General features: G+C 72.4%; 12 protein-coding genes. 6 read left to right on the forward strand and 6 right to left on the reverse strand.

Annotation, left to right across the window (positions count from 1 at the left end; translation table 11 throughout):
- The 3 genes from ACIBBD_RS12050 to ACIBBD_RS12060 all read left to right on the forward strand — a co-directional run bounded on the left by ACIBBD_RS12050 (position 1) and on the right by ACIBBD_RS12060 (position 2764).
- Positions 1 to 585, forward strand: coding sequence for a hypothetical protein (locus ACIBBD_RS12050; RefSeq protein ID WP_399419229.1), 585 nt, complete (start codon positions 1 to 3; stop codon positions 583 to 585).
- 131 nt (positions 586 to 716) lie between these two features.
- Positions 717 to 1136: a CBS domain-containing protein gene (locus tag ACIBBD_RS12055; protein WP_399419230.1), complete on the forward strand. Its 420-nt coding sequence runs from the start codon at positions 717 to 719 to the stop codon at positions 1134 to 1136.
- Between the two features lie 92 nt (positions 1137 to 1228).
- Positions 1229 to 2764 (forward strand): FAD-dependent oxidoreductase, encoded by a 1536-nt coding sequence (locus tag ACIBBD_RS12060; protein ID WP_399419231.1) that lies wholly within the window; start codon positions 1229 to 1231, stop codon positions 2762 to 2764.
- Between the two features lie 22 nt (positions 2765 to 2786).
- Here ACIBBD_RS12060 and ACIBBD_RS12065 read toward each other — a convergent pair whose 3' ends face one another.
- The 6 genes from ACIBBD_RS12065 to rhaI all read right to left on the reverse strand — a co-directional run bounded on the left by ACIBBD_RS12065 (position 2787) and on the right by rhaI (position 10506).
- Complete coding sequence (locus tag ACIBBD_RS12065) at positions 2787 to 3428, reverse strand: lactate utilization protein C (RefSeq protein ID WP_399419232.1); 642 nt, start codon at positions 3426 to 3428, stop codon at positions 2787 to 2789.
- Positions 3425 to 4903 (reverse strand): LutB/LldF family L-lactate oxidation iron-sulfur protein, encoded by a 1479-nt coding sequence (locus tag ACIBBD_RS12070; RefSeq protein WP_399419233.1) that lies wholly within the window; start codon positions 4901 to 4903, stop codon positions 3425 to 3427. Before ACIBBD_RS12070 ends, ACIBBD_RS12065 begins: the two co-directional genes overlap by 4 nt.
- Entirely contained in the window at positions 4900 to 5655 is a 756-nt protein-coding gene (locus ACIBBD_RS12075) for a (Fe-S)-binding protein (RefSeq protein WP_399419234.1), read from the reverse strand. Before ACIBBD_RS12075 ends, ACIBBD_RS12070 begins: the two co-directional genes overlap by 4 nt.
- A gap of 73 nt (positions 5656 to 5728) precedes the next feature.
- Positions 5729 to 7180, reverse strand: a complete 1452-nt coding sequence (locus tag ACIBBD_RS12080; protein ID WP_399419235.1) for a rhamnulokinase family protein — start codon at positions 7178 to 7180, stop codon at positions 5729 to 5731.
- A 5-nt stretch (positions 7181 to 7185) separates the two neighbouring features.
- Positions 7186 to 9225 carry a bifunctional aldolase/short-chain dehydrogenase gene (locus tag ACIBBD_RS12085; RefSeq protein WP_399419236.1) on the reverse strand — a complete coding sequence of 680 codons (2040 nt, stop codon included), beginning with the start codon at positions 9223 to 9225 and terminating at the stop codon, positions 7186 to 7188.
- Positions 9226 to 9345: 120 nt separating this feature from the next.
- A complete protein-coding gene (rhaI, locus tag ACIBBD_RS12090; protein WP_399419237.1) occupies positions 9346 to 10506 on the reverse strand; it encodes an L-rhamnose isomerase in 1161 nt (386 codons plus the stop codon).
- A 304-nt stretch (positions 10507 to 10810) separates the two neighbouring features.
- Here rhaI and ACIBBD_RS12095 point away from each other — a divergent pair, with 304 nt between their 5' ends.
- Genes ACIBBD_RS12095 through ACIBBD_RS12105 form a run of 3 tightly spaced genes read left to right on the forward strand, consistent with a single transcriptional unit; the run spans position 10811 to position 14368 of the window.
- Positions 10811 to 12328 (forward strand): sugar ABC transporter ATP-binding protein, encoded by a 1518-nt coding sequence (locus ACIBBD_RS12095; protein ID WP_399419238.1) that lies wholly within the window; start codon positions 10811 to 10813, stop codon positions 12326 to 12328.
- The gene (locus tag ACIBBD_RS12100; RefSeq protein ID WP_399419239.1) at positions 12325 to 13365 is read left to right on the forward strand and encodes an ABC transporter permease; all 1041 of its coding nucleotides are present in this window, start codon (positions 12325 to 12327) and stop codon (positions 13363 to 13365) included. Before ACIBBD_RS12095 ends, ACIBBD_RS12100 begins: the two co-directional genes overlap by 4 nt.
- Positions 13358 to 14368, forward strand: a complete 1011-nt coding sequence (locus ACIBBD_RS12105; RefSeq protein WP_399419240.1) for an ABC transporter permease — start codon at positions 13358 to 13360, stop codon at positions 14366 to 14368. The genes ACIBBD_RS12100 and ACIBBD_RS12105 overlap by 8 nt, the downstream gene beginning before the upstream one ends.
- The last annotated feature ends 22 nt before the right edge of the window (positions 14369 to 14390 follow it).

Genomic DNA, 14390 nt, shown 5'->3' on the forward strand with positions numbered 1-14390 from the left:
ATGGGTGTGTATCTGGTGAGCGTCGACCGGCGGGAGTGGTACGGCGCGGACGAGGGCGGCCACGCGCACGTCGCCTCGGCGCTCGACGACGAGCTGAGGCGGCGCGGTCTGCCACCGTACGAGTGGGTGTCGGGGACCGTGCCCGCGCCCGCCCGCGGCTGGTTCGAGGAGAAGATCAGCCCGCCCATGGCCGGGTTCGACGCGCTCTGCGGGGCGCGGCTGACCGAGGCCGAGCGGGAGACCCTCTACGGGTGGACCGTCCTGGTGCCGGTCTCCCTGGAGGAGCGGATCCTGCTGCCCCTCGGCTCCGCGTACGCGGACGAGACGGTGATCGCGGGCGCCCCGCAGGTCCTCGCCCTCGCCGAGCGGCTCGCCGAAGACCTCCGGATGCCTCTCGACGCCATACCGGCGGCCGGCACCAACCTCGAACTCACCGTGTGGTTCCTGGAGGGCGGGGCGGCGAAGGCCGCCGCCGCCCGGCCGGGCCCGTGGGGCGACGACCTCGACACCGCCTTCTACGTGGCGCTGTACCTGCGCGCGGCCCGGTACGCGGTGCGGCACGGCTGCCCGCTCGTGTACATGTGACATCGCCTCGCGTCCCCCTCCGGCTCCTCGCACGCCCCGCCCCGGCCCGCCCGGATGCGGACACGCACGAGGGGTACCCGGCCGCCGAGCGGTGGTGAGCTGCACCACCGGAACCGGAAGGAGGACACGCCGTGACTCAGCACGTGCGGGACATCATGACCGCCGAGCCCCTGACGGTGGAACCGCAGGCCTCGGTGACGTCCGTGGCCCGGCTCATGCGGGACGAGGACATCGGGGCGGTCCTGGTCACCGAGGACGACCGGCTGCGCGGCCTGGTCAGCGACCGCGACCTCGTGGTGCGCGCCCTCGCCGAGGGCGGGGACCCCGAGCAGACGACGGTGGCCACCGTCTGCAGCGACGACCTGTTCACCGTGGGCCCGGACGAGGATTTGGACCACGCGGTGCAGCTGATGCGCGAGCACGCGGTGCGCCGCGTCCCGGTCGTCGAGGAGGGCCGCCCGGTCGGCATCGTCTCCCTCGGCGACCTGGCCATGGAGCGCGAACCGGAGTCGGCGCTCGGTGACATCAGCGCCGCCAAGTCCAACAAGTAGCGCCCCGTCCGACCGGTGGCGCCCCGTCCGACCGGTGGACCAAGGTCCGCGACCGGCCGTGTGACCCGGCCGGTCGCGGGAACCCGGGGCGCATGGAACAGGCGGACATCCTCGGGTCGTACTGGCTGCACACCGCGCCCCCCGGTGATCCGGCACCCCCTTTGGAGGGGCCGCTCACCGTCGACGTCGCCGTCGTGGGCGGCGGCATCGCCGGACTCAGCACGGCCTGGGAACTGGCCCGGCGGGGACGCTCGGTCGCGGTGCTGGAGGCGCACCGGATCGCGGCGGGCGTCACCGGCCACACCACGGCCAAGCTGAGTGTCCAGCACACCCTCGTCTACGACCATCTGCGGCGCACCCGCGGCCCCCAGGGGGCCGAGCTGTACGCCCGTTCCCAGACAGAGGCCATCCGCCACGCCGCGGAGACCGCCCAGGAACTGGGCGTCGACTGCGAGTGGGAGGACACCGCCTCCTACACCTACGTCGAGGACCCGGCCGGCACCGACCAGCTGAAGGCCGAGGCGGAGGCCGCGCGGGAGGCCGGGCTGCCCGCCGAGTACGTGACCGAGACGGATCTGCCGTTCCCCGTCGCGGGCGCGGTCCGGGTCGCCGGCCAGGCCCAGTTCCACCCCCGCAAGTACCTGCTGGCCGTCGCCGACGGCATCCGGCGCCTCGGCGGCACGATCCATGAGAACAGCCGCGTCACCGGCCTCCACGAGGGCGACCCCTGCGAGCTGACCGTCGAGTCCCCGGCGTCGGTGACGAAGGTGACCGCCCGCGCCGTCGTCGTCGCCACCCACTACCCCGTCTTCGACCGCGCCCTGCTCTTCACCCGGCTCTCCTCGCGCCGCGAACTGGTGCTGACCGCGCCGGTGGACGCCGCTCGGGCCCCGCTCGGCATGTACATCACCCAGGAGCAGAACACACGCTCGGTGCGCACGGCGCCGCTCCCGGACGGCCGGCGCCTGCTGATCGTCACCGGCGAGCACTTCACGCCCGGCACGGGCGGCGACGTCGAGGAGCGCTACGAGCGGCTCGCCGCCTGGGCGACCGACCGCTTCGGCGACCTGACCTTCACCCACCGCTGGGCCACCCAGGACAACGACTCCACCGACTCCGTCCCGCTGGTCGGCCCCCTCCACCCGGGGAGCCGCAACACCTACGTGGCCACCGGCTTCGGCGGATGGGGCATGAGCGGCGGCCTGATGGCGGGCCGCCTGCTGAGCGAGCAGATCACCGGCCGCAGCTGCCCGTGGAGCGACCTGTACGACCCCCGCCGCATCGCGTCCGTCGTCCGCGAGGGCGCCGCCTTCATCAAGCACCAGGCCGACGTGGCCCGTCACTTCGTCGGGGACCGGCTGCCGTCGGCGAGCGGTCCGTCCGTGGACGACATCGCCCCCGGTGACGGCGCGATCGTCCGCGTCTCCGGGGAGCGCTGCGCGGTCCACCGCGACGAGAACGGACAACTGCACGCGCTCACCGCGCGCTGCTCGCACCTGGGCTGTGTGGTGGCCTTCAACCGCGCGGAACGCGCCTGGGAGTGCCCGTGCCACGGCTCCCGCTTCGCCGTGGACGGCCGGGTCGTCCAGGGACCGGCCCAGAAGCCCCTGGAGCGCCGCGACCTGTGACGCCGTGACGCACCGGCACCGCTCAGCCGACCAGGACGACCTCCAGCGTGCGCGGGCCGTGCACCCCCTCGACCCGGTCCAGCTCGATGTCGCTGGTCGCCGACGGACCGGAGATCCACGTCAGCGGACGGGCCGGGTCGAGCCGTCCGAGCGCCTGCGGCACGGACGAGACGACCTGGTCGGGGACGCGGACCACACAGATGTGGTGGTCGGGGACGAGGGTGATACGGCGGCGGCCCTGGTCGGGGGAGCCGTCCAGCACGATCGTGCCGGTCTCGGCGACGGCCACGGCACACGCGGTGACCACGCTGTCGACGCGGTCGAGCTCGTGCGGGGTGCTCCCGGCCCGGTCCGGGACCCGCTCCACGTCGGCCGCCGCGAGCCACTCCGGCGCCAGACCGGGCGGCACCAGCACCGTCCGGGCCCCTCGCGCCGCCAGCATCCCGGCGATCGTCGCCGCCAGGTCGTCCGCCGAGCAGCGGTGCACGACCGCCCGGTAGTCCGCCAGGTTCTCGGCGAGCAGCGCCACCGTCCCCTCGGCACCGAGGCGGCCGTGCGCGACGGCGTAGTCGCGCCGGACCGCCTGTTCGTACGGCGTGTCGTCCTGCGGCACGTCGGCCAGCGCGCGCCGCACCCGGCCCAGGACCCTTTCCCTGCTGCTCACTTGGCCTCGTCCTTTCCGCCGTTCGTCCGCTGCCACCAGTCGCGGAACGGCTCCGCGGGCACCGCCGGCAGGTCCCGCGTACCGCTCCACGCCCTGCCGGGCCCCGGGAGCGTCCGCGGATGCAGCCGGCGGGTACGGGACGCCAGCCGCTGGCCCGCGCGCAGGGCGCCGGGCCGGGCGAACGCCCAGCGCGCCGCCCGCATCGCCGCCCGCTCGGCGGCATGCCCCTTGGCGGGCTTCAGCACCACCTTGTTGCCCTCCCGCGTCACCGGCCCGCCCTCGACGACCCGCTCGCGCAGATGGACCAGCACCTCGGGGATGTCGATGGCGACCGGGCACACCTCGTAGCAGGCCCCGCACAGCGAGGAGGCGTACGGCAGCGAGGCGTCGATCTCGCTCGCCGTGCCCCGCAGCTGGGGGCTGAGGATCGCGCCGATCGGACCCGGGTAGACCGAGCCGTAGGCGTGGCCGCCGGCCCGCTCGTAGACGGGGCAGACGTTCAGGCAGGCCGAGCAGCGGATGCAGCGCAGGGCCTGGCGGCCGACCTCGTCGGCGAGGGTGTCGGTGCGGCCGTTGTCGAGCAGGACCAGGTGGAAGGTGCTGGGGCCGTCGCCGTCGGTGGTGCCGGTCCAGGTGGAGGTGTAGGGGTTCATGCGCTCGGCCGTGGAGGAGCGCGGGAGGGTCTGGAGGAAGACCTCCAGGTCCCGCCAGGTCGGCACGATCTTCTCGATGCCGACGACGGAGATCAGCGTCTCGGGCAGGGTGAGGCACATGCGGCCGTTGCCCTCGGACTCGACGACGACGAGGGTGCCGGTCTCGGCGACCATGAAGTTGGCGCCCGAGACGCCGACCTTGGCCCGCAGGAACTTCTCCCGCAGGTGCAGCCGGGCGGCCTCGGCGAGTTCGGCCGGTGTGTCGGTGAGGCCCTCGGGGGCGGGGCGGCCCCACTCGCCCATCTCGTCCCGGAAGATGTCGCGGATCTCGCCGCGGTTGCGGTGGATGGCGGGGACGAGGATGTGCGAGGGCCGGTCCTTGCCCAACTGCACGATCAACTCGGCGAGATCGGTCTCGTAGGCGCGGATGCCCTCGGCCTCCAGCGCCTCGTTGAGGCCGATCTCCTGCGTGGCCATGGACTTGACCTTGACCACCTCCGACTCGCCGGTCGTCTTGACGAGGCGGGTCACGATCTCGTTGGCCTCGTCGGCGTCGGCCGCCCAGTGGACGACACCGCCGGCGGCCGTCACCGACTCCTCCAACTGCACGAGGTAGCGGTCCAGGTGACGGAGCGTGTGATCCTTGATCCGCTTGCCGGCCTCCCGCAGCTGCGCCCAGTCCGACACCTCCGCGACCGCCTTGGCCCGCTTGGCGCGGATGGTGTGCGTGGCGTGGCGCAGATTGCCCCGCAGGGTCTCGTTGCCCACGGCTTCGTGCGCGGCCTTCGGAAACGCCGGCATGCCCAGATACGTCCCGCTCATACGGCCGGTTCCTCCTCCGTGCTCGCCAGGATCTCCGCGATGTGCACCGGCCGGATGCCCGTCCGGAGCCGGGTCATGGTGCCGCCGATGTGCATCAGACAGGAGTTGTCGGCCGCGCACAGCACGTCCGCGCCCGTCGACTCGGCGTTGCGCACCTTGTCCGCGCCCATCGCCGCCGAGACGTCGGCGTTCTTCAGCGCGAAGGTGCCGCCGAAACCGCAGCACTCCTCGGCGCCCGGCAGTTCCACCAGCTCCAGCCCCTCGACCGCCTGGAGCAGCCGCCGGGGCCGCTCCCCGAGCCCGAGCCCGCGCAGCCCGTGGCAAGTCGGGTGGTAGGTCACCTTGTGCGGGTAGTACGCGCCGACGTCCGTCACCCCCAGCACGTCCACCAGGAACTCGGTCAGCTCGTACGTCTTCGGCACCACCGGCGCCAGCGTCGCCGCGAGGCCGTCCCCGCGCCCCTCGGCCCGCGCCCGCTCACCCATCCGCGGATACAGCTCCCGCACCATGGCCCCGCATGATCCGGAGGGCGTGACGATCGCCTCGTACTCCCCGAAGACATCGGAGAAATGCCGAGCCAGTGGCTCGGCCTCATGGCGGTAACCGGTGTTGTAGTGGGCCTGCCCGCAGCAGGTCTGGGCCATCGGGAAGTCGACCTCGACGCCCAGTCTGGTCAGCAGTTTCACCACGGCACGGCCGGTGTCCGGATACAGCGTGTCGTTGACACACGTCAGGAACAGTGCGACACGCATCGCGGCTCCTTGGGGGTTGATCATCGGATGAGTGAAGCCTAGTAGGAGGGCACGGACCGGGGGAGGCCCCGGCTCACCGCGTGGCGAGCCGGGCCTGCGCGTCGCGCCAGCGCCCGGTGCCGCCCTGCGGCTCGTAGCGCGTCAGCGGCTGGGTGCGGGCGAGCAGCCGCCGCATGGCGTGCCGGTCGCCGACCAGCCCGTGCGCCCGGGCCTGGACGAGGACGTTGCCGAGGGCCGCCGCCTCCGTCGGACCGGCCACCACCGGCAGCCCGCAGGCGTCGGCGGTGAGCTGGCACAGCAGGGCGTTGCGGGTGCCGCCCCCGACGATGTGGACCACGTCGACGGGGTGGCCGGCGAGCCGCTGGGCGTCCTCCACCGCCCGGCGGTGCGCCAGGGCGAGCGAGTCGAGGATGCACCGCGTGATCTGGCCGGGCGACTCGGGCACCGGCTGCCCGGAGGCCCGGCACGCCTCGGCGATCCGCTCGGGCATCCGGCCGGGCGCGAGGAAGGCCGCGTCGCCGGCGTCCACGACCGAGCCCAGCGCCGGCGCGGCGGCCGCCTCGCGCAGCAGTCCGCCCAGGTCCGGGTCGCCCCAGGCCCGTACGCACTCCTGGAGCAGCCACAGGCCCATGATGTTGCGGAGGTAGCGGACCGTGCCGTCGAGGCCCAGCTCGTTGGTGAAGTTGGCGGCGCGGCTCTCCTCGGTGAGCACGGGCGCCTCCAGCTCCAGGCCGGCCAGGGACCAGGTGCCGGTGCAGATGTAGGCGAAGCGCTCGCCGGTCGCCGGGACGGCGGCCACCGCGGAGGCGGTGTCGTGAGAGCCGACGGCCGTCACCGGTACGGGACCGGTCAGGCCCGTCTCCTCCAGCACCTTGGGCCGCAGCGCGCCCGCCGGGTCGCCCGGCTGCCGCAGCGGGGCGAACAGCTCCAGGTCCACGCCGAGCCGCGCGGCGAGGTCGTACGACCAGTCCCGGGTGCGGGGGTCGATGAGCTGGGTGGTGGAGGCGTTGGTCAGCTCGGTGCCCTGCTCGCCGGTGAGCCAGTACGTGAGCAGGTCGGGGATGAGCAACAGGCGCCCGGCGTGCGCGAGCTGGGCCGAGGAGGCCGCCGCGGTCAGCTGGTAGAGCGTGTTGAAGGGCGCGTACTGGATCCCGGTCGCCGCGTACAGCTCGGCGGCCGGGACGGTGGTCCACACCTTCTCCGCGACGCCCTCGGTGCGGGCGTCGCGGTAGTGCACCGGGTTGCCGAGCAGGGCCCCGTCGGCGTCCAGCAGGCCGTAGTCCACGGCCCAGCTGTCGATGCCGACGGAGTCGAGCCGCCCACCGCAGCGCGCACCGGCCGCCCGCAGACCGTCGAGGACACCCGCGTACAGCCCGAGGACGTCCCAGCGCAGCCCCTCCGGGACCCGCACGGGCCGGTTGGGGAAGCGGTGCGCCTCCGACAGCTCCAGCGAGTCCGGGCTGACCCGGCCGACCATCACCCGCCCGCTGGAGGCGCCGAGGTCGACCGCGGCGTACGAGCGCACGGCCGTCACCGGAGGAAGGCGGCGGCGACGCCGGCGTCGACCGGTACGTGCAGTCCGGTGGTGTGGGTGAGCTCGCCGCCGGTCAGCGCGAACACGGCGTTGGCCACGTGCTCGGGGAGCACCTCGCGCTTGAGGATGGTCCGCTGCGCGTAGAACTCGCCCAGCTTCTCCTCCTCCACGCCGTAGACGGCCGCGCGCTGCGCGCCCCAGCCGCCCGCGAAGATCCCGGAGCCGCGCACGACGCCGTCCGGGTTGACGCCGTTGACGCGGATGCCGTGCTCGCCGAGCTCGGCGGCGAGCAGCCGTACCTGGTGGGCCTGGTCGGCCTTGGTCGCCGAGTACGCGATGTTGTTCGGGCCGGCGAAGACGGCGTTCTTCGACGCGATGTAGACGATGTCGCCGCCCAGCTGCTGCGCGATCATCACCCGGGCCGCCTCGCGCGACACGAGGAAGGAGCCGCGCGCCATGATGTCGTGCTGGAGGTCCCAGTCCTTGGCGGAGGTCTCCAGCAGTGGCTTGGAGATGGAGATGCCGGCGTTGTTCACGACGAGGTCGACCCCGCCGAAGGCGAGCACGGCGGTCCTGAAGGACGCGGCGATCTGCTCCTCGGACGTCACGTCGACGGTCACCGCGACGGCCTTGTCCGGTCCGCCCAGCTCCTCGGCGACGGCGGCGGCGTTCTCCGCGTTCAGGTCGGCGACGACCACACACGCGCCCTCGGCCACCAGCCGGTGCGCGATCGCCCTGCCGATCCCGCTGCCCGCGCCCGTGACCAGCGCCACCCGCGTGGCCAGCGGCTTGGGCTTCGGCATCCGCTGGAGCTTGGCCTCCTCCAGCGCCCAGTACTCGATGCGGAACTTCTCCGACTCCTCGATCGGCGCGTACGTCGAGACCGCCTCGGCGCCCCGCATCACGTTGATCGCGTTCACGTAGAACTCGCCCGCGACCCGGGCCGTCTGCTTGTCCTTGCCGAAGGAGAACATGCCCACGCCGGGGATCAGCACGATGGCCGGGTCGGCGCCGCGCATGGCGGGGGAGTCGGGCTCGGCGTGCCGCTGGTAGTAGGCGGCGTACTCCTCGCGGTAGGCGGCGTGCAGCTCCCTCAGCCGCGCGATCGCCTCCTCCAGCGGGGCGGTCGGGGGCAGGTCCAGGACCAGCGGCCGCACCTTGGTGCGCAGGAAGTGGTCGGGGCAGGAGGTGCCCAGGGCCGCCAGCCTCGGGTGCTCGGCGCGGGCGACGAAGTCCAGGACCACGTCCGCGTCGTCGAAGTGTCCGACCTGCGGCTTGTCCTGCGAGGCGATGGCCCGCACGTACGGGGCGAGCGCGGCGGCCCGCTCCCGGCGGTCGGCCTCGGGCAGCGGCTCGTACCCCTCGATCACGGGCCCGAAGGGCTCCGCCCTGCCCCGCTCCTGGAGGAAGGACTCGGCGGTGCGGATGATGTGCAGCGAGTTGCGCTCGCACTCCTCGGCCGTGTCGCCCCAGGCGGTGATGCCGTGCCCGCCCAGGACACAGCCGATGGCCTGCGGGTTGGCCTCCTTCACGGCGGCGATGTCCAGTCCCAGCTGGAAACCGGGCCGGCGCCACGGCACCCACACCACGCTGTCCCCGAAGCACTCGGCGGTCAGCTTCTCCCCGTCGGCGGCGCAGGCGAGCGCGATGCCCGAGTCGGGGTGCAGGTGGTCCACGTGGGCGGCGTCGACCAGCCCGTGCATGGCGGTGTCGATCGAGGGCGCGGCCCCGCCCTTGCCGTGCAGGCAGTAGTCGAACGCGGCGACCATCTCGTCCTCGCGCTCGACCCCGGGATAGACGTCGACGAGCGCCCGCAGCCGGTCCAGCCGCAGCACGGCCAGTCCCGCCTCGGTGAGCGTCCCGAGGTCCCCACCGGACCCCTTCACCCACATCAGCTCGACATCGCCACCGGTGACGGGATCGGTGTCGGAGCCCTTGGCGGACGCGTTGCCGCCGGCGTAGTTGGTGTTGCGGGGATCGGCGCCCAGCCGATGGGACCGGGCGAGGAGAGCGGCGGCTTCGGGGTGCGGTGCCATGAACGTTCAGTCCTTACGTGTGAGAGACGGGGAGTGCGGCGCCCGGAACGGGCGGGGGGGAACTGCGCGAGCGGCCGTGACGGGCCGCAGTCCGCGAGGAGACAGGGACCCGGCAGACGCCTACGCCCCCCACCCGGCCTGCTCGCCGCCGATCCGCTCGGCCACGATCTTCTCGGCCCATCCGGACGCCCTGTAGGCCGCGATCGGGTCGGGGGCCAGCCCCATCTCCTCGCGCACCTCACGCAGCAGCGGCCGCACGTCCGTGTTGTAGGCGTCCATCAGCACGGCGTTCGCCTCCAGTACGTCCCCGGAAGCCTGCGCGGCGGCCAGCGCGGCCCGGTCGACGAGCAGCGCCTTGGCCGTCGCCTCCTGGACGTTCATCACGGAACGGATGATCGCCGGGATCTTCGTCTCGATGTTGTGGCACTGGTCCAGCATGAAGGCGACCTCGGGCGTGAACCCGCCGCCCCGGATGACCTCGTACATGATCCGGAACAGCTGGAAGGGGTCCGCCGCGCCCACCATCAGGTCGTCGTCGGCGTAGAACCGCGAGTTGAAGTCGAACCCGCCGAGCTTGCCCTCCCGCAGCAGCGTGGCGACGATGAACTCGATGTTGGTGCCCGGCGCGTGGTGGCCGGTGTCGACGACGACCTGCGCCTTCGGCCCGAGCTTGAGGCAGTGCGCGTACGCCGTGCCCCAGTCCGGCACGTCCGTCGTGTAGAAGGCCGGCTCGAAGAACTTGTACTCCAGCAGCATCCGCTGCCCGTCCCCGAGCCGCTCGTACACCTCGGCCAGCCCCTCGGCGAGCCGGTCCTGCCGGGCGCGGATGTCGTCCTGGCCGGGGTAGTTCGTCCCGTCGGCGAACCACAGCTTCAGGTCGGTCGAGCCGGTGGCGTCCATGATGTCGACGCACTCCAGCAGATGGTCGACGGCCTTGCGGCGGATCGCCGCGTCCGGGTGGCAGACGCTGCCCAGCTTGTAGTCGTCGTCCTGGAAGGTGTTGGAGTTGATCGCGCCGAGCCGCACACCGCGGGCCTCGGCGTGTTTCGCAAGTGCGGAGTAGTCCTCCACCTTGTCCCACGGGATGTGCAGGGCGACGGTCGGGGCCACGCCCGTGACGGCGTGCACCTGGGCCGCGTCGTCCAGCTTCTCCTGCGGCGTGCGTGGTACGCCCTGCTGGGCGAACACCTTGAAGCGGGTCCCCGAGTTCCCGTACGCCCACGACGGCGTCTCGACGGCCTGTGTCTTCAGCGCGGCCTTCACCGCGGCGAGGTCGGTCACTTCGGGCTCCTGTGACATCGGTCCGGAACGGTCCGGACGAGCTTCGGACGAGCTTTTGCAGAGCTCTGGATGAAACGATTCAGAAGGGGAAGCTATGAGGCCGCCGGAGGAGTGTCAAGCCCTGTGTTCAGGTCCGCCTTCCGTGACCGATGCGTGACCTTCGACTATCGAAAACTTTTCGAGGCGGACCCATTGACGTGACATGGGTCGCATGCCTAACGTCCCGGCAATCCAGTTGAAACCTTTCACGACGCTGTGACAGCCCCGGTGGGTTCCGTGCGCAGACGTCGTCGAGGAGCCACCCATGACCCACCCGTCCGATGCGGGACCGGCCCCGGTGCTGGCGCTCAGGGACGTCGCCAAGTCCTTCGGTGCCGTACGCGCCCTGCGGGGCGTCTCCCTGGAGCTGTTCCCCGGCGAGGTGCACGCCCTCGCCGGTGAGAACGGCGCGGGCAAGTCGACCCTCATCAAGACGCTCGCCGGGGTGCACCGACCGGACGCCGGCCAGGTGCTGCTCGACGGTGAGCCCGTCGTCTTCCACGGCCCCGGCGACGCACGCGACGCCGGCATCGCCGTCATCTACCAGGAGCCCACGCTCTTCCCGGACCTGTCGATCGCCGAGAACATCTTCATGGGCCGCCAGCCCCGGCGCGCCCTCGGCCGCATCGACCACAAGGCCACCCACAACGCCACCGCCGCCCTGATGGAGCGCCTCGGTGTCGACCTCGACCCCGACCGCCCGGCGCGCGGCCTGTCCATCGCCGACCAGCAGATCGTCGAGATCGCCAAGGCCCTCTCCTTCGACGCCCGCGTCCTGATCATGGACGAGCCGACCGCCGCCCTCACCGGCAGCGAGGTCGCCCGCCTGTTCGGCGTCGTGCGCACCCTGCGCGAGCAGGGCGCGGCGGTCCTGTTCATCTCGCACCGGCTGGAGGAGATCTTCGAGATCTGCCAGCGGGTGACCACCCTGCGCGACGGCGCCTGGATCGCCAGCGAGTCACTGGCCGGCATGACCGAGGACGACCTGGTCCGCCGTATGGTCGGCCGCGACCTCGACGAGCTCTACCCCAAGCAGGACGTCACGCCCGGCGAGGTCGCCCTCAGCGTCCGCCGCCTGACCCGGGAGGGCGTCTTCACCGACGTCTCCTTCGAGGTCCGGCGCGGCGAGATCGTCGGCCTGGCCGGACTGGTCGGCGCCGGGCGCACCGAGGTCGCCCGCGCTGTCTTCGGCATCGACCGCTGGGACGCCGGCGAGGTCGAGGTCGAGGGACGCAGGCTCGTCAACGGCGCCCCCTCCACCGCCATGGCCGCCGGGCTCGCCCTCGTCCCCGAGGACCGCCGCGCCCAGGGCCTGGTGATGGACATGTCCATCGAGCGCAACATCGGCCTCACCGGACTCCGTACGACGGTGAAGGCCGGCCTGATGGACCGCGGCGCCGAACGCAGCCGCTCCCTCGACTGGGCGGTCAAGCTCCAGGTGAAGTACGCCCGGATCGCCGACACCGTCAACACGCTGTCCGGCGGCAACCAGCAGAAGGTCGTCCTCGCCAAGTGGCTGGCCACCGGCCCCAAGGTGCTCATCGTCGACGAGCCGACCCGTGGCATCGACGTCGGCACCAAGGCCGAGGTGCACCGGCTGCTGTCGCAACTGGCCGCCGACGGCGTCGCCGTCCTGATGATCTCCTCCGACCTGCCCGAGGTCCTCGGCATGGCCGACCGCGTGCTGGTGATGCACGAGGGCCGGCTGACCGCCGAGATCCCCCGCTCCGACGCCACCGAGGAAACCGTGATGGCCGCCGCCACCGGGAGGGCCGCCGCATGACGGTGATCACCCCGAACCAAGCCCCCGCCGCCGAGGTGCCCAAGTCCAGCGGCACCCGGCTGGTCGACCGCGTCTTCAAGATGCGCGAACTCGCCATCCTGGCCGTGTTCCTGGTGATGATCGCCGTCACCCAGGCCGGCAACAGCGAGTTCCTCTCCGAGCAGGGCGTCAAGGACCTGCTGCTCAACGCGACCATCCTGGTCCTGGTCGCCACCGGCCAGTCCCTGGTCGTGATCACCAGGAACGTCGACCTGTCCGTCGGCTCCACCCTCGGCATCACCGCCTTCGCCGCGGGCACATACCTCCAGGGCGGTGGCCACCCGGTCGTCGCGATCGCCCTGGCGGTCCTGCTCGGCATCGGCTTCGGCCTGCTGAACGGCCTGCTGGTCAGCCTCGGCCAGGTGCCGGCCCTCGTCGTCACCCTCGGCACGCTCTACATCATCCGGGGCATCGACTCCATCTGGGTCGGCTCCCGCCAGATCACCGCGGCCGACCTGCCCGGCTCCTTCGTCGACTTCGGCTCCGGCGGCCTCTCCGCCGTGCCGTACCTCGCGCTGATCGCCCTCGCCGTCCTGGCCGCCACCGCCTACTACCTCAAGCACTTCGCCAGCGGCCGCGAGCTGTACGCGCTCGGCTCCAACCCGGAGGCCGCCCGCCTCGCCGGCATCCCCGTCCGCAAGCGGATCCTCGTCGCCTACACCTTCTGCGGCGCCCTCGCGGGCCTCGCCGGAGCGATGTACCTGGCCCGCTTCGGCAACGTCGACTCCGGCACCGGCAACGGCTACGAACTCACCGTCGTCAGCGCGGTCGTCGTCGGCGGCGTGGTCTTCACCGGCGGCTCCGGCAGCGTCTACGGCGCCGCGCTCGGCGCGCTGCTGCTGACCTCCATCAACAGCGTGCTGCCCGCCCTCGGTGTCAGCTCCGTCTGGGTGCTCGCCATCAACGGCATCCTGCTCCTCCTCGCCATCGCGGTGGACCGTGTGGTCGCGCTGCGGGTGGCGTCGGCCCTGAAGAAGAGGAACGCCCGCCATGCCTGAGTCGCTGACCCGCGCGATCCGCTGGGACACGGTCGTCGGCGCCCTCCTGATCGTCCTGCTGCTGTTCTCCTTCTCCTTCGTCGACGGCTTCGGCAACGCGCTCAACCTGTCGTTCCTCATCGGCAACACCCTGCCGATCGCGCTGATCGCCCTGCCGATGACGCTCCTGGTGGTCTCCGGCGAGATCGACCTGTCGGTCGCCTCCACGGCCGGCCTGTCCGGCGCGGTGATGGGCGCCCTGTGGAACCAGGGCATGACCATCGAGGCGATCATCCCGATCTGCCTGCTGCTGGGCGTGGTGTGCGGGCTGGTCAACGGTCTGCTGGTGACCCGCCTCGGGCTGCCGTCCCTCGCCGTCACCATCGGCACCCTCGCCGCCTACCGGGGCATCGCGCAGATCGTCCTCGGCTCCGACGCGGTGACCGACTTCCCCAGCCAGTACCTGGACTTCGCGGCCGGACGCGTCGGCGACACCTTCGTCCCGCAGGCCCTGCTGCCCTTCCTGGTCCTGCTCGCGATCGCCGTGGTCGCCCTGCACGCCACCCCGTTCGGCCGGTCGCTGTTCGCGATCGGCGCCAGCGAGGAGGCCGCACGCTTCGCCGGCATCCGCGTCAAGCGGCAGAAGCTGCTCCTGTTCACCCTGACCGGCCTGATGGCCTCCCTCACCGGCGTCTTCTGGGCGCTGCACTACGCCAGCGCCCGCTACGACAACGCCACCGGGCTCGAACTCTCCGTCATCGCCGCGGTGCTGCTCGGCGGCATCGACTTCGACGGCGGCAAGGGCACGCTCGGCGGCGCCGTCGCGGGAGTCTTCCTGCTCGGCGCGCTGCAGAACGTGATGAGCCTCCAGGACGTCTCCGCCCAGTCGCAGATCGTCGTCACCGGCGTCCTGCTCGTCATCTCGGTGCTCGGCCCCAGGGTCGCGCGCCAGATCGCCGTCGCGCGGGCCGGGCGCAGAGCCGCCTCCGCCCCGGTGCCCGAGGCACCTGCGCCGACCGCCTGAATCCGCCCGCTCACCCTCGAAG

The sequence above is a fragment of the Streptomyces sp. NPDC051315 genome (genome assembly GCF_044455165.1).
Taxonomy (GTDB): Bacteria; Actinomycetota; Actinomycetes; order Streptomycetales; family Streptomycetaceae; genus Streptomyces.

What these genes read in the sequence shown, in the direction of transcription:
- ACIBBD_RS12050 (WP_399419229.1), top strand. Translation starts at nt 1, where the DNA reads ATGGGTGTGTATCTGGTGAGCGTCGACCGGCGGGAGTGGTACGGCGCG.
- ACIBBD_RS12075 (WP_399419234.1), bottom strand. Translation starts at nt 5,655, where the DNA reads ATGCGTGTCGCACTGTTCCTGACGTGTGTCAACGACACGCTGTATCCG.
- ACIBBD_RS12060 (WP_399419231.1), top strand. Translation starts at nt 1,229, where the DNA reads ATGGAACAGGCGGACATCCTCGGGTCGTACTGGCTGCACACCGCGCCC.
- ACIBBD_RS12085 (WP_399419236.1), bottom strand. Translation starts at nt 9,225, where the DNA reads ATGGCACCGCACCCCGAAGCCGCCGCTCTCCTCGCCCGGTCCCATCGG.
- ACIBBD_RS12105 (WP_399419240.1), top strand. Translation starts at nt 13,358, where the DNA reads ATGCCTGAGTCGCTGACCCGCGCGATCCGCTGGGACACGGTCGTCGGC.
- ACIBBD_RS12095 (WP_399419238.1), top strand. Translation starts at nt 10,811, where the DNA reads ATGACCCACCCGTCCGATGCGGGACCGGCCCCGGTGCTGGCGCTCAGG.
- ACIBBD_RS12100 (WP_399419239.1), top strand. Translation starts at nt 12,325, where the DNA reads ATGACGGTGATCACCCCGAACCAAGCCCCCGCCGCCGAGGTGCCCAAG.
- ACIBBD_RS12070 (WP_399419233.1), bottom strand. Translation starts at nt 4,903, where the DNA reads ATGAGCGGGACGTATCTGGGCATGCCGGCGTTTCCGAAGGCCGCGCAC.